General features: G+C 43.1%; 16 protein-coding genes. 10 read left to right on the top strand and 6 right to left on the bottom strand.

What is annotated here, in order from left to right; translation table 11 throughout:
* Window positions 1–86 precede the first annotated feature (86 nt).
* From PXH68_RS07150 to PXH68_RS07140, 3 genes are all read left to right on the top strand, one after another.
* A complete protein-coding gene (locus tag PXH68_RS07150; protein WP_205031409.1) occupies window positions 87–629 on the top strand; it encodes a tRNA (cytidine(34)-2'-O)-methyltransferase in 543 nt (180 codons plus the stop codon).
* 429 nt (window positions 630–1,058) lie between these two features.
* On the top strand, window positions 1,059–1,616 hold the full coding sequence (locus PXH68_RS07145; protein WP_248028592.1) for an ECF transporter S component: 558 nt from the start codon (window positions 1,059–1,061) through the stop codon (window positions 1,614–1,616).
* Between the two features lie 23 nt (window positions 1,617–1,639).
* A complete protein-coding gene (locus PXH68_RS07140; protein WP_248028591.1) occupies window positions 1,640–2,290 on the top strand; it encodes a phosphatase PAP2 family protein in 651 nt (216 codons plus the stop codon).
* Between the two features lie 119 nt (window positions 2,291–2,409).
* Here PXH68_RS07140 and PXH68_RS07135 read toward each other — a convergent pair whose 3' ends face one another.
* The 6 genes from PXH68_RS07135 to PXH68_RS07110 form a co-directional block, all read right to left on the bottom strand.
* Entirely contained in the window at window positions 2,410–4,236 is a 1,827-nt protein-coding gene (locus tag PXH68_RS07135; protein ID WP_205031547.1) for an acyltransferase family protein, read from the bottom strand.
* Window positions 4,226–4,576, bottom strand: a complete 351-nt coding sequence (locus PXH68_RS07130; protein WP_239513542.1) for an MORN repeat-containing protein — start codon at window positions 4,574–4,576, stop codon at window positions 4,226–4,228. Before PXH68_RS07130 ends, PXH68_RS07135 begins: the two co-directional genes overlap by 11 nt.
* Before the next feature lie 583 nt (window positions 4,577–5,159).
* Window positions 5,160–6,959: an acyltransferase family protein gene (locus PXH68_RS07125; protein ID WP_248028590.1), complete on the bottom strand. Its 1,800-nt coding sequence runs from the start codon at window positions 6,957–6,959 to the stop codon at window positions 5,160–5,162.
* Complete coding sequence (locus PXH68_RS07120) at window positions 6,949–7,371, bottom strand: MORN repeat-containing protein (RefSeq protein ID WP_248028589.1); 423 nt, start codon at window positions 7,369–7,371, stop codon at window positions 6,949–6,951. The genes PXH68_RS07125 and PXH68_RS07120 overlap by 11 nt, the downstream gene beginning before the upstream one ends.
* A gap of 77 nt (window positions 7,372–7,448) precedes the next feature.
* On the bottom strand, window positions 7,449–7,871 hold the full coding sequence (locus tag PXH68_RS07115) for a low molecular weight protein-tyrosine-phosphatase (protein WP_248028588.1): 423 nt from the start codon (window positions 7,869–7,871) through the stop codon (window positions 7,449–7,451).
* A 44-nt stretch (window positions 7,872–7,915) separates the two neighbouring features.
* A complete protein-coding gene (locus PXH68_RS07110) occupies window positions 7,916–8,122 on the bottom strand; it encodes a CsbD family protein (RefSeq protein WP_105118441.1) in 207 nt (68 codons plus the stop codon).
* A 205-nt stretch (window positions 8,123–8,327) separates the two neighbouring features.
* Here PXH68_RS07110 and PXH68_RS07105 point away from each other — a divergent pair, with 205 nt between their 5' ends.
* From PXH68_RS07105 to PXH68_RS07075, 7 genes are all read left to right on the top strand, one after another.
* A complete protein-coding gene (locus tag PXH68_RS07105; RefSeq protein ID WP_248028587.1) occupies window positions 8,328–8,846 on the top strand; it encodes a Dps family protein in 519 nt (172 codons plus the stop codon).
* A 270-nt stretch (window positions 8,847–9,116) separates the two neighbouring features.
* Window positions 9,117–9,995, top strand: a complete 879-nt coding sequence (locus tag PXH68_RS07100; protein WP_248028586.1) for an ABC transporter ATP-binding protein — start codon at window positions 9,117–9,119, stop codon at window positions 9,993–9,995.
* Window positions 9,992–10,723 carry an ABC transporter permease gene (locus PXH68_RS07095; protein WP_248028585.1) on the top strand — a complete coding sequence of 244 codons (732 nt, stop codon included), beginning with the start codon at window positions 9,992–9,994 and terminating at the stop codon, window positions 10,721–10,723. Before PXH68_RS07100 ends, PXH68_RS07095 begins: the two co-directional genes overlap by 4 nt.
* Window positions 10,724–10,731: 8 nt before the next feature.
* Window positions 10,732–11,826 carry a sensor histidine kinase gene (locus tag PXH68_RS07090; RefSeq protein ID WP_248028584.1) on the top strand — a complete coding sequence of 365 codons (1,095 nt, stop codon included), beginning with the start codon at window positions 10,732–10,734 and terminating at the stop codon, window positions 11,824–11,826.
* The gene (locus PXH68_RS07085) at window positions 11,823–12,422 is read left to right on the top strand and encodes a response regulator transcription factor (protein ID WP_248028583.1); all 600 of its coding nucleotides are present in this window, start codon (window positions 11,823–11,825) and stop codon (window positions 12,420–12,422) included. The genes PXH68_RS07090 and PXH68_RS07085 overlap by 4 nt, the downstream gene beginning before the upstream one ends.
* 164 nt (window positions 12,423–12,586) lie before the next feature.
* Window positions 12,587–12,805, top strand: a complete 219-nt coding sequence (locus tag PXH68_RS07080) for a YqgQ family protein (RefSeq protein ID WP_158456675.1) — start codon at window positions 12,587–12,589, stop codon at window positions 12,803–12,805.
* Window positions 12,805–13,191, top strand: a complete 387-nt coding sequence (locus PXH68_RS07075; RefSeq protein ID WP_248028582.1) for a rhodanese-like domain-containing protein — start codon at window positions 12,805–12,807, stop codon at window positions 13,189–13,191. Before PXH68_RS07080 ends, PXH68_RS07075 begins: the two co-directional genes overlap by 1 nt.
* The last annotated feature ends 19 nt before the right edge of the window (window positions 13,192–13,210 follow it).

The following is a 13,210-nucleotide window of genomic DNA, read 5'->3' as shown; positions in this document are numbered from 1 at the left end:
GAATGAATCACCATTCACCATACTGTTTGCTGAGCATGACTCCGGGCAGTGTGGCATTTTTTTTGCCAACAGAATGAGGAGAAGCTATGAACATCGAAGACCTAGCTCACACAGAAGGAGCAGCCCGCAACCATGTGGTTCTTTTCCAACCCCAAATTCCCCAAAATACAGGCAACATTGCTCGAACCTGTGCCGCAACCAACAGCCCCCTCCATATCATTAAGCCCATGGGATTTCCCATTGACGACCGCAAGATGAAGCGGGCAGGCTTGGACTACTGGGACAAGCTGGATGTGCGTTTTTACGATAGTTTGGATGAGTTTATGGAAAAAGCAGAGCAGGGACAGGTGCACTTGGTGACAAAGTTTGCAGACCAAACCTACTCGGATAAGTCCTATTCCTCAGAACAGACTCATTATTTTGTCTTTGGTCGAGAAGATACCGGACTGCCAGAAGAATTCATGCGTCGCCATGCTGAAAAAGCCATTCGCATCCCTATGAATGATGAGCATGTCCGTAGCCTCAATGTTTCCAATACTGTCTGCATGGTTGTTTATGAAGCCTTGCGTCAACAAGATTTCGCCGGTTTGGAGTTGGTCCATACCTACGAAACCGACAAACTAAAGTAGAGCGATTCAAAGCCTTGCGATTGCAAGGTTTTTTTGTTATGATTAAAGAGTCTTCAGGGCAGGGTGTAATTCCCGACCGGCAGTGAATTTTTTGAATTGTTGCCTTTCTGTTGCTCTCATTCGTAGTTGACCAGGCTTGCCTAACTCCAGTTATGCCTTCGCCTTGTCGCCTAGACCGAGATCAAAATCTAAGACAACACTCCCAAAAAAGCCTTATTCTTTTCTTTTGAAGCTAGGCAAGGAGGCGAAGACTATACTGAGGTATGTCGAGCCGACTGAACGAAGCTATAGAAGTAAATGAAGACGGCGACAGTCTGCGAGCGAAAGCTGATGTGGTGCAATTCCACAACCGACAGTAAAGTCTGGATGGGAGAAGACGAGAGGGATGTCCCTCAAGCTTCTCTAATTTGTTACAAATTGGAGGAACCTATGACAAACACACGCAAAATGGCGACCATCGCCATTCTTTCGGCAGTTTCATTTCTGCTCATGTACCTAAAATTTCCGCTGATTCCAACAGCTAGCTTCTTGGAGATTGATTTTTCAATTGTTCCGGTTTTGCTAGGTTTGGTGGTCTTGGATTTGAAATCAGCATTCGGGATTCTATTGATTCGTTCGGTCCTTAAAATCATTTTTAACAATGCAGGACCTAGTACCTTGATCGGAATGCCAATGAATATCATAGCAGTTGGGATTTTTGTGCTGGCTATGGCCATGATCTGGAAAAAGAATCCGTCAGTTAAGCACTACCTTTTGGCATCAGTTCTTGGTACAGTTGGCTTGACTCTTGGGATGTTGGTGATGAATTATTTCTATGCCATTCCAGTCTATGCAGCCTTTGCAAATTTTGATATCGAGGCTATTTTGGGGACTTCAACCTATTTGATGACCATGGTAGCTCCCTTTAACCTCTTGCAGGGAATCCTATTTTCTCTTGTATTTTATATCATTTTCCGGGCCGTTGAGCCTATTTTAAAGAAAGTTTAAAGATTCTCTGTTATTCTAACTTCATGAAAAATAAACGAACTTATCTAACAAACGCTTCATTTACAGCCCTTGCCTTTGTTATCCTTGGCTATGTGGCTAAATTTTACCCAGCCAGTTTGACCGCTTTTGATTCAGCGATTCAAACAGCTGTTCGTGGCACCTTGCCGTCTGCAGCGACAAGCTTTTGGACCTCAATTACGGTTCTGGGAAATACGGTTGTCATCCTGGCGATCTGCTTGGCCCTGGCATTTTTCTTCTACAAAAAGCAGTGGAAAGCAGAAGCATATTTTATTCTTGCTAGTTTTGCGGCTATGGGGGTAGCGTCAACAGCCCTGAAATACGTCTACCAACGTCCGCGTCCTAGTATCGAATGGTTGATTGATACCATTGGCTATTCTTTCCCAAGCTGGCATACCGCTTCGACCATGATGATTGCTGGTGCGGTGGTGATTATTATCAACCAACGCATGAAATCTAGCCTATCCAAACGCTTGCTTCAAGCTAGCTTGTTGATTTTAGCTGTCTTGGTTGCTGTATCGCGCATTTACATTGGCGTGCATTATCCGACGGATATAATCGGTGGTTGGCTCTTGGCAGCGACCTTGCTTCTAGCAATGTTTCCATACTATGATCAAAAACGCTTTGAATGGCGTTTCCAAAGCAAACAAAAATAAGACTGCATATGCTCCCTTGGCAATAAAAATAGAGAGTTGATGTAAATAAAAAACGCATAAAATCCCTCTTAGCGGTTGATTTTATGCGTTTTTTATTTATTTATGGAGTTTAGTCGGTATTAATTTTTGACAATATTTTTTACAGGTGAGTTAGCAGCCTTTTTAAGAGCATCGCTAATCGTTTGAGCAAACAATGTTGCCCCTTCTAAACGAGTCGTACTGGTCCCTCCAAAATGAATATTATCAGTTCCAACCCATAGTTGGGGATTTTCTTTTGCGACGGTATTCCAGTCTGCAATGGTTATAAAGTTATATTTTTTGACTAGACTTTTTAGATACTGTGCATGTTTTTCGGCAATTGGATTGTCATACTGTTGGTAGTTACCGTCATAAGGAGTAACGAAAATGAGACGGTAACCATTGGGGAGGATGTCAATGATGTTATTGATTTCTTCCTCATAGTTGTAAACAATATTGGTTCCTGTAGCGATGACAACATTTTCAACTAGTGTGCCGCTTTCAATGTTGGTTTTTAGGATTTCAAAAGCTTGGGTTGTATTGCGGCTTCCTTGAGCATCTACAAGAGCATCGGGTAAAATGGTTTTGATTTGCTCAGTAGCATGTAGGGTTACGGAATCACCGATAACCATTATCCCTTTGACCACTTCATAACTAGAAGCTTTTCCTCTTTCGGCAAGGGTCTTTGTCTGTATCATCCGTGCATCCGCCTGGTGGAGGCCATCTATTAACAGTTGCTGCTCAAGTTTTCCTAATTTTGGTGATAGTAAACAGACAAGAATCGTGGGAATGGCCAGAACAGTACCGATTTTAACAATCGATTTAGAATAGGTTTGAAAATGGATAAAACGGTGTTTCAGAGCCGGATTGTTGCCAGTAATCATTGGTTCGATGAGGTAGAAGGACAGGCTGGATAGTATGATGGATAGTACCAATGTTAGGGTACTTGCAAGAGTATTGTCCAATAGTTGAGAGAAGATGATATAGAGAGGCCAATGGAAGAGGTACAGGTTGTAGGAAATATTTGCTAGATAGGATAGAAAGGCTGGTTCTTGAATAGTAGGTGTTTTTTCGTGTAGTATCCTAGCGGCATAAATCATGATGAGAGTAGCGATACTAGAGAGCAGGAAACCAAAAAGATAGGTCCATATACTATCAAATTTAAAGGTAAACAGAAGAAGTAATTCAACTGATAGACCTACTGCAAAAAGTCGGATAGCTTTAGGGAAGGTCCAATTCTGACAGATACGTTGAAAAGCGACTGTTGTGCAATGCATACCAGCAATAGGAGCAAGTAGGCTCCCTAGGAAGAAGGGAAAAATATGGGTCCACGTTGCAAAATAAATGGTTGAATAACTGGTCACAAAGAAACTAGTGATGGACATGGTAAGAAATGTGAGGAGGAAAAGGGTACCAGCAGTCAAAAAAATCAACCCTCGTAGCTGTCCGATTGTTTTCGCGATACGAGAAAGTATCCAAACGATTATTCCCCACAGTACATAGTAATGGACCTCTAGGGCTAGGCTCCATGTATGTAGAAAGAGATGAGGGGTGAATTGGTTTTCGTAGCCACCACCAGCCAATATTTCATATATGTTTGTCATGAAGCCGAGGGCTGCAGTAATTTGTTGGCCAATTCTAGCGAGAAAGTCATCTCTGATGAAGAGAGCTAGTGGAGTAGTGATGATAAGACATAGGACGAGCGGTGGGAGAATACGGTAGAGTCTCCTAGTCGAAAAATGGTGGAGATTGATGCTATTTTTTTTGCCATATTCATCTATAAAGATAGCTGTTGTTAGGTAGCCGGACAGGGTAAAAAATAAATCAACCCCTAAGAAGCCGCCCGGAAAATATTTGATAAAGAAGTGATAAAGTAATACAAATATTAGGCCGATAACACGGATAATTGATAGCCATTTAATTCTCATGTTGATAGATCCCCTGTTTGAATGTTCCTTCATATACTGTTTTTGACTCGGTTGTTAATTTTCCCTGTCCGTGAGCTAGTCCATTCTCAAAATTCCCTATATAAGTCCAGCCTGAAGCTGCGGTAAAGGTTCCTTTGCCATGGAATATCCCATTTTTAAACTCCCCTTCATAATGGTCGCCGTTTTCAAATGTTAAACTTCCCACTCCAGACATTTTATTGGAGAGAACATAGCCTTTGTAAGAAATGGCACCATCATCAAAATGAAGGGTTTGTCGAGAAGGTATGCGATGATAGAATACTGTAGCGGCACAACAGAGAATAGCTAGGAAGATTAGCATTTCTCCAGTTTTTCTTGAGAGGGACCGTGGAGAGTTTGAGTTTATGTGAAATATTTTTTTATTACGGAACATGAAGTTACCTCCAGCAACTCTTATTATATCATGTTATATTATAGCATGATTTAGCCGTTTATAAAAGCAATAATAAAATGAATCTTTTTGAATTTGGGATAGTGAGCAGAGATTGGAAAAGATTAGGACCTCTCTCAGGGCTTATGTGAATATTCCAGTATAATGGCAGCTTTTTTTGTAATTTGTGAGATAAGAGGCATGCTACTAGAGAGGTCGTTTTACATCATTCAAGGTTTGGGACTAGGCTGTTTGCACCCGATAAGGTGAAATCAGGGAACTGGTTGACGAACATATATTTTCCTTGCTTACCGATAGAGTGTTGACTTGTACTGAAAGACCAGGGTTCACTCTTTATATGTCATTTGGGATTGGCTGAGGTTAGGGTAGAGGACATATCGAAAAAATGCCTAGAATTAACTTACTAAAAGTGTTAATCCCTAGGCATTCTATCTTTTGAAATGGTAGGCTATTTTTGCGAAATGATGAGACTCTGTCAGTCTCGTTTGACGGTCTATTCTTTAACAGGACCATCTGCAGCCGCTTCGACAGCATCTTGAATAGTTGTTGCAAAGAGCTCTGCACCATTGGTTTCAAGATTGAAGTGTACCAGGTCGCTTCCTACCCAAATAGCAGGATTGGCAACGGCGACTTGATACCAATCTGCAATGGAAATAAAGTCGTTTTCTTTAGCCAGTTCTTTTTCATATTGACCAGTTTGGTAGGCCAAGGAAGTGTCCTGTGAAAAATTCCCGTCGTATGGTGTTACGAAAATCAGGCGGTGACCTTTAGGGAAGTTCGCTACTAAATCGTCTAAGAGTTCCTGATAATTATCGCTGGTATTGGTTCCCAGGGAGATAACGACGGTCTCTTTAAGGGTATTGTTTTTCTTATAAAGTTCAATGAGGTTTTTCGCTTCTGTCAGATGGCGGCTAACTGTACCGTCAATGACTGCATCAGGAAGGACCTCTTGAATGGCTGTACTTGCTCGAACGGTGACAGAATCGCCAAAGATGGTCACTCCGGCCTGAACATTATAATTGGTAGCCTGGGCATTTTCAGCGGCAGCACGTGTAGTGGCCATTTGTGTCTGAGCCTGAACCAGATTGCTAGCAAGAGACTCTTTTTCAAACCCACCAAGTTTTGGAGCAAAGAGGCTGATTCCAAGGCAGGCAAGAGTTAAGAGCCCAGCTAGGGAATAAAACCATTTTGAATAGCTTGCAAAGTCGATATCTAAGCCCAGCAGGTTTCCTTTCTTTCCTTGTAGATTTGGCTCAATCATATAGAAGGAAAGACTAGCGAAGATAATGGAGAAGACCAGAGTCAGAGGAACTGAAATGGCCAGCTGGAAGAGTTGAGAGAAGATGACGAACAAAGGCCAATGGAATAGGTATATACCATAAGAAATGGAAGAGAAGTAGCTAAGAAGAGCTGGTTCTTCCACATTTGGCGTCTTTTCATGCAAGACACGAGCAGCATAAATCATACTTGCCGTCGCTAGACTGGATAAGAGGAAACCGATAGTATAGGTCAAAATACTGTCAAACTTCAAGAAGAAAAGAAGGAGTATTTCCACCACCAATCCCCCAGCAAAGAGAGCGATTGTCTTACGTACATCCAGTTTTTCCACCATTTTTTCAAAAGCTCGTGTTGTATTTTTAACGCCAGTCATGGTCGCTAGGATGCTTCCCAAAAAGAAGGGGAAGATATGGGTAAAGGTTGAATAATAAATGCTTGAAAAATTGCTAACAAAAAAGCTTGAAATGAACATGCTCAGGAAACTTAGGAGGAAGAGTGCGCTGGATGTCAGAAAAATAGTTCCTCGTAATTGACCACTTGATTTGGAAATTTTGGTCATTCCAAAAACAGCAAGAACCCAAATCAAATAAAATTGAACCTCAATGGCAAGACTCCATGTGTGGACAAATAAGTGAGGACTGAATTGGTTTTCGTAACTACCACCAGCCAAAATTTCAAAGAAGTTAGTCATGAAACCGAGTGCCGCTGAGACCTGTAAACCGATCGAAGCAATGAAATCATTGCGGACCAACAAGGCTAAGGGAAGCGAAAGAAGAATCATCAGCACAAGAGGTGGGAAAATGCGATAGAAACGTCTGTGGAAAAATCCAAACAAATCAATTTTCCCCTCGGCTTGAAATTCATCAATCAGCAGGGCGGTTGTTAAGAATCCTGAGAGGGTGAAAAAGAGGTCGACCCCGATAAAACCACCAGGAAAAATCTGTTTAAAGAAGTGGTACAAGAGTACCAGGAGAAAACCGATTGTTCGTATAAGTGATAACCATTTAATTCGCATTTTGATAGATCCCCTGTTTGAATGTTCCTTCGTAAACCGTATTGGTTTCCGTTGTCAATTTTCCTTTTCCATCTGCAATGCCGTTTTTAAACTGCCCTTCATAGGTCCAACCAGCTGCAGCAGTATAAGTTCCTTGACCACTAAAGACACCATTTTTAAATTCGCCAGAATAAGTGTCGCCGTTTTCATAGGTTAATTTTCCAAAACCATTCATTTTTCCAGCTACGACTTGGCCAGAATAGGTTAAACTGCCATTGTTTAGTTTGAGTGCGCCGTCAGAAGGAATACGACTGGTGAAAACTGACAGGGCACAGATGAGAATGAGCACAACTGCAGCCAGTTCAATATTGCGACGGGTGAGGTAGTGTTTTAGGTCCAACAAGCGTTGACCGATTTGACTCATACGATCCATTTTCTCGTTCCTTTACAAAAAAATTGCTACAGACTAAGTGTAGCATTTTTTTTCAAATATTACAAAATTATTACAAACTAATTTACCAGTCTCTCCTGCCAATCATGGCAACCTTGGGAAATCAATTGATAGGTCTGCTCAAAGTCCCCTGTGTACCAGGGATCAGGGATTGGTTGGTTGGCAAATGACACAATCTTGTCTTTGAATGGGCTAGGTGCCATTTTTTTTAAATCCCTCAAATTTTGGTCATCCATTGCGATAATGTAGTCAAAAGTTTCAAAATCACTTGTTGAAATCTGTTGAGAGGACTTGTGACTATCGTAGGGAATCTGGTATTTTTTAAAAATTGCTTGAGTCCCAGCATGAATCGGATTGCTATGCTCCCAAGAAGAGGTTGCACGACTCTCTATGTGGTGCTGATTGGTGACTGATTTCATGACAAATTCTGCCATGGGGCTACGGCAGATATTGCCTAAACAAACAAAGAGGAGTTTTGCCATATTGTATCCTTTCTTTAAAAAAACGACCCTAAGGTCGTTTGTGTTTATTCCTTATCAAAGGCTTTCTTGATACCGTCAACTGCACCTTCGATGCCGTCTTTTGCATCTTCAACCAATTCTTTTGCCTTGCCTAGACCTTTTTCCACAAGCCCTTCAACTTCAAGACCTTTATCGCCTGTTAACTTGCCCAAACCTTCTTTGACAGAACCTGTCAACTGGTCGAGTTTTGCATTCAATTTATCTTCTGACATAAGAAACCTCTTTTCTTTGCGTCAAGGGTAGTCGCCCACCGAGTCATTCTACTATGTAGAACATGTTGATATATCTATGTTAAATTAAAATGCAGCAAAAAGCAAGGGATTTGCTTGTCAATAAGCCAGAGGAGGATGAGGGATAATTCTTGCAATTTTTTCTTCTTTTATTTATAATTATTATAAATAAAAGAAAGGGTGATATATGATGAAACAAAAATATTATCAATCTCCAGCAGAAATTGCGTCTTTCAGCCCGCGTCCATCACTGGCTGATTCTAAGGCTGTTTTGAATCAAGCGGTGGCCGATTTATCAGTAGCCCATTCTATCCTCCATCAAGTTCATTGGTATATGCGTGGTCGTGGCTTTATGATTTGGCATCCAAAGATGGATGAATATATGGAAGAAATTGATGGCTATTTGGATGAGATGAGCGAGCGTTTAATCACCTTAGGTGGGGCACCATTTTCTACCCTTAAAGAGTTTAGTGAAAATAGTCAGCTCAAGGAAGTTCCTGGTGATTACACTGTAACGATTGAAGAGCAATTGGCGCGTGTGGTAGAGGTGTTCCGCTATCTAGCTGCTCTTTTCCAAAAGGGATTTGATGTCAGTGATGAAGAAGGTGACAGCGTAACCAATGATATTTTCAACGTTGCCAAGGCCAGCCTTGATAAGCATATTTGGATGCTGCAGGCAGAATTGGGACAAGCACCAGGGATTTAAGCTGATTTTACAACTATAAACATGACAGGTTGGATCTTGTGTCCAGCCTTTTTGTCTACCAATAATGACATTTGTCACATGAGTCAATGACAAAGGCTTCTAGTGGGGGTTTCATTTTCGATATATACTATATATGTATCGTCATTTAGTTTTTCTTTTATTACTTCGTTAACTCGCCTTGCCTAACTCCAGTTATGCCTGCGGCTCGTTGCCTAGTACTAAAAGTAAACTAAAAGACTATAAGATGTTCAAGAAGTAGGAGGTAGAAAGATGATAGAAGTACGAGCACTAGACAAGATTATCAAAGGACGGACCATTTTGTCTGATATTTCCTTTGAGATACAGTCTGGGGAATGTGTGGCCTTGATTGGTCCTAATGGGGCTGGGAAGACAACGCTCATGTCCTGTTTGTTGGGTGATAGAAAGGCAACGAAAGGGCAGGTCTTGCTGAACGGTCTAGCTCCACAGGCTCGGTCTAATAAAGAAACAGTAGCAGTCTTGCCTCAAGAAAATGCTATTCCGACAGACTTGAAGGTCAAGGAATTGCTCCGCTTTTTCCAAGCTATCTACAAGGACAGTCTAACAGATGTGGAAATCGACAGCCTGCTCCGCTTTTCCTCAGAGCAAAAAAATCAACTGGCAGGCAAGCTATCGGGTGGTCAGAAGCGGCTCTTGGCTTTCGCCATCTGCCTGATTGGCAAGCCCAAGCTGCTCTTCTTGGACGAGCCGACGGCGGGCATGGATACCTCAACCCGTCAGCGTTTTTGGGAGATTGTTCATGAGTTGAAGGAAAAGGGTGTGACCATTTTTTATACCAGCCACTATATCGAGGAAGTGGAGCATACGGCAGAGCGGATTTTGGTCTTGCACCAGGGGCGGTTACTAAGAGATACCACGCCATTTGCCATGCGGAGCGAGGAGCAGGAGAAGGAAGTAACCCTGCCGATTGCCTTTGCGGCGGTTGTGGAGAACTTGGCTGAAATCAATGAAATCAGCTACAAACAAGACGCGGTCAGCTTTAAGACCCGATCCATTGAGCAGGTTTGGGCTAGTTTGCAGGAGGCAGGTTGTCGGATTTCAGACCTGGAAGTGCAGAATAAGACCCTGCTCAATAGCCTATTTGACAAGACAAGGGAGGAAGAATCATGAAAGCATTAGTTCAAGTAGAGGCGGTAAAATTATCCAGAAGTTTGGGAGTTTTTCTCCTGTCTATCGGTATGCCCGTCATCTTTTTCCTGATTTTCTCATCAACGATCCAGTTTGATGATGCGACCATGCAAAAGGCCTTTATCCAGTCCTATATGCTGACCATGACAGGTTTTTCCATGTCGGGCTTTGCCCTCTTCACCTTTCCCATGATGCTGGCAGAGGACAGAAAAAATAGCTGGTTGACCTTTATCCAGCATTCGCCTCTGCCAATCTGGCAATACTATCTTTCCAAACTCGTGCGGGTCTTGCTCTGCTTTGTATCTTCCAATGTCATTGTCTTTGCGGTCGGTGGCTTGGTTAAGGGTGTAGAGATGACAGCTCAAGAATGGGTAATTTCGGCTCTCTTACTTTTAGTAACCTCTATCGTATTTTTAGCTATTGGCTTGCTCTTGGTGCAAATTCAGTCGGAACAAACCATGTCGGTTGTGGCAAACTTGCTCTATTTTGTTCTGGCTATCATGGGCGGCTCTTGGATGCCTGTTTCCCTCTTTCCAGACTGGGTGCAGCGGATTTGTAAACTCATGCCCAGCTACCATGTCAACCAGCTGGTGACCACCTATGCCCAAGAGGGAGATTTTCTCTGGAAATCCTTGCTAATCGTCCTAGGATATGCCATAATTTTCTTAGGAATTGCTCTGGCCATCCATAAAAAATCTGACCAGCAGTGAGGTGACCTATGATTTTTGAAAAAAGAAAGATACCACTCATGTTCTTCGTGGGCATGATCTTTCTCTATTTTCCACTTTATTACGCCCAATATTCTCCAAATCCGACGGCGGTTATTCTAGCAACCATTCTTTTTGCCCTAGTCTATTGTTCCCTCTTTTACACAGACCACAAGCTCTATTCCATGCTGGGCTGGTTTTACCTGATTGGCTACATCGCCGTCATGAGTTTTTGGGGCAATCTGCAGTTTTCCCTCTTTATCTTCAACTTGTCCAATATGCTAGGTTGGTATTATAAGGAAATTCAGCCGACCTATCGGACGGTGTCCTATGGGATTTTGTTGCTGGCCATTATCCTCTGGGCCCTTTTTGGACCAGTCCCCTTTGAGATGCGGGCCTTTGCACTCATCATTCACTTTTTCGGCTTGGCCTTGCTGATTTTCAGTTGGATTGAAACCAAGCGGGAAGCTCTTCAGCAACGGATTCAGGAGCAAAATACTTCCATTAACCTCCTGCTTGCTGAGAACGAACGCAACCGCATCGGTCAGGACTTGCACGATACCCTGGGCCATGTCTTTGCCATGCTAACCGTCAAGGCGGAGCTGGTCAAGACCCTTTTGGACCACGACCAGATTGACCAGGCTAAGAAGGAAGTGCAGGAGCTCCAGACCTTAGCCAAGGACTCCATGCAGGACGTCCGCCAGATTGTCCAGTCACTCAAGCAGCACACCGTGGCAGAGGAACTCCAGATTTTGCAGCAGATGCTGGACTTGGCAGGAGTGGACTTGGTCGTTTTGGGTGGAGAAATAGCAGAGCAGCTCAGCTTGCCTGTCCAGAACAAACTGGCTATGGTGCTGAGAGAGTTGGCCAATAACCTACTCAAACACAGTCGGGCTAGTAAGTGCCGTTTGACCTTTGAAGAAGACCAGCAAGAATTGGTCTTGCACTACGAAGACAATGGTGTGGGCTTTGCCCAGTTAACAGGTCAAGAATTGCATACTATAAAGGATAGACTGGTGACGGTGCAGGGGAGTTTGGAATTTCTTTCTCTGGCACAGCCCACTCGCCTGTCCATACGAATTCCGCTTGAGGAGGTGGTAGAATGAGAATCTTAGTCGCAGAAGATCAGGCCATGCTGCGGGACGCTCTTTGTCAGCTCTTGGGCTTTCAAGATGCGGTTGAGTCTGTTTTACAGGCAGAAAACGGCAGTCAGGCCCTTGCTCTTTTGGAAAAAGAGACAGTAGATGTGCTACTCTTAGATATTGAAATGCCTGAAAAGACGGGGCTGGATGTCTTGGAATGGGTGCGAGCGAAATCCCTACCCGTCAAGGTTGTCATCATGACCACCTTCAAGCGACCAGGCTATTTTGAGCGGGCGGTCAAGGCAGATGTGGATGCCTATGTGCTCAAGGAACGCTCCATCGCAGACCTCATGCGGACCATTGAAACGGTCTTGGCGGGGCGGAAGGAGTATTCGCCAGAGTTGATGGACATTCTCCTGACCCAACGTAGTCCCTTGACGGATCAGGAAAGCCAGCTGCTCAAGCTGGTTGCCGACGGCTTGTCCAATAAGGAAATCGCCAGCCAGCTCCACCTGTCTGATGGGACAGTCCGCAACTACATGACCTCTATCCTGTCCAAGCTGGGTGCTGAAAACCGCACAGCTGCTGTAAAGATTGCACAGGAAAAGGGTTGGTTTTAAAATGAGCTATGATTGCCATTTCAGTTATCTTGAGATGGTTTTTTGAGGTTAAAATTGTGCAGATGCTTGCTATTCTTGAAAGATAAGCGAAAAATGGACCGCTCAAAAAATTACATATATTAAACCCTCTTGAAAAAGTCCTAATAATTTGCTACACTCTACTTATGAAAAGACTTTACGATGTGCAGCAGTTGCTGAAGCGGTTTGGGATTATTGTCTATATGGGCAACCGTCTCTACGATATTGAAATGATGCAGATTGAGCTGAATCGGGTCTATCAAGCGGGTGTTCTAGATCGATTGGAATACCTTGAGGCAGAATTGGTCTTGCGACGGGAGCATCGTTTGGAGCTTGAGTATCAGAAAAGTAAGGAGAAATTGTGATGGAAACAGTGTGGACATTGCTTGCATTTGTTATGATTTTAGGAGGCTGGATGGGCTTCAACTATTGGCGTTTGCGCCAGGCAGCGACGGTCATTGACAATGGCGAATTTGCTGAAAAAATCCAAGGTGGTCAGCTGATTGACCTACGCGAACCAGGTGAATTTCGTAAAAAACATATCTTGGGTGCTCGCAATATTCCTTACCAACAATTGCGCCAAAGTACTGCAGCCTTACGGAAGGACAAACCGATTTTGATCTATGAAAATGATCGTGGTCAATTGGTAACACCTGCAGCCCTGCATTTGAAAAAACAAGGATTTTCCAATATTTTCATTCTTCGCTATGGTTTAAATGGCTGGAATGGTAAAACAAAAGTTGCTAAGTAATAATAGTTTTTAGGAGTTT

Source organism: Streptococcus sp. 29896, from assembly GCF_032594915.1.
GTDB classification, from domain to species: domain Bacteria; phylum Bacillota; class Bacilli; order Lactobacillales; family Streptococcaceae; genus Streptococcus; species Streptococcus suivaginalis.
Note: the sequence above shows the minus strand (reverse complement) of the source record. Positions and strands in the feature narration are given on the sequence as shown.

What these genes read in the sequence shown, in the direction of transcription:
- PXH68_RS07150 (WP_205031409.1), top strand. Translation starts at nt 87, where the DNA reads ATGAACATCGAAGACCTAGCTCACACAGAAGGAGCAGCCCGCAACCAT.
- PXH68_RS07145 (WP_248028592.1), top strand. Translation starts at nt 1,059, where the DNA reads ATGACAAACACACGCAAAATGGCGACCATCGCCATTCTTTCGGCAGTT.
- PXH68_RS07140 (WP_248028591.1), top strand. Translation starts at nt 1,640, where the DNA reads ATGAAAAATAAACGAACTTATCTAACAAACGCTTCATTTACAGCCCTT.
- PXH68_RS07135 (WP_205031547.1), bottom strand. Translation starts at nt 4,236, where the DNA reads ATGAGAATTAAATGGCTATCAATTATCCGTGTTATCGGCCTAATATTT.
- PXH68_RS07130 (WP_239513542.1), bottom strand. Translation starts at nt 4,576, where the DNA reads ATGCTAATCTTCCTAGCTATTCTCTGTTGTGCCGCTACAGTATTCTAT.
- PXH68_RS07125 (WP_248028590.1), bottom strand. Translation starts at nt 6,959, where the DNA reads ATGCGAATTAAATGGTTATCACTTATACGAACAATCGGTTTTCTCCTG.
- PXH68_RS07120 (WP_248028589.1), bottom strand. Translation starts at nt 7,371, where the DNA reads ATGGATCGTATGAGTCAAATCGGTCAACGCTTGTTGGACCTAAAACAC.
- PXH68_RS07115 (WP_248028588.1), bottom strand. Translation starts at nt 7,871, where the DNA reads ATGGCAAAACTCCTCTTTGTTTGTTTAGGCAATATCTGCCGTAGCCCC.
- PXH68_RS07110 (WP_105118441.1), bottom strand. Translation starts at nt 8,122, where the DNA reads ATGTCAGAAGATAAATTGAATGCAAAACTCGACCAGTTGACAGGTTCT.
- PXH68_RS07105 (WP_248028587.1), top strand. Translation starts at nt 8,328, where the DNA reads ATGATGAAACAAAAATATTATCAATCTCCAGCAGAAATTGCGTCTTTC.
- PXH68_RS07100 (WP_248028586.1), top strand. Translation starts at nt 9,117, where the DNA reads ATGATAGAAGTACGAGCACTAGACAAGATTATCAAAGGACGGACCATT.
- PXH68_RS07095 (WP_248028585.1), top strand. Translation starts at nt 9,992, where the DNA reads ATGAAAGCATTAGTTCAAGTAGAGGCGGTAAAATTATCCAGAAGTTTG.
- PXH68_RS07090 (WP_248028584.1), top strand. Translation starts at nt 10,732, where the DNA reads ATGATTTTTGAAAAAAGAAAGATACCACTCATGTTCTTCGTGGGCATG.
- PXH68_RS07085 (WP_248028583.1), top strand. Translation starts at nt 11,823, where the DNA reads ATGAGAATCTTAGTCGCAGAAGATCAGGCCATGCTGCGGGACGCTCTT.
- PXH68_RS07080 (WP_158456675.1), top strand. Translation starts at nt 12,587, where the DNA reads ATGAAAAGACTTTACGATGTGCAGCAGTTGCTGAAGCGGTTTGGGATT.
- PXH68_RS07075 (WP_248028582.1), top strand. Translation starts at nt 12,805, where the DNA reads ATGGAAACAGTGTGGACATTGCTTGCATTTGTTATGATTTTAGGAGGC.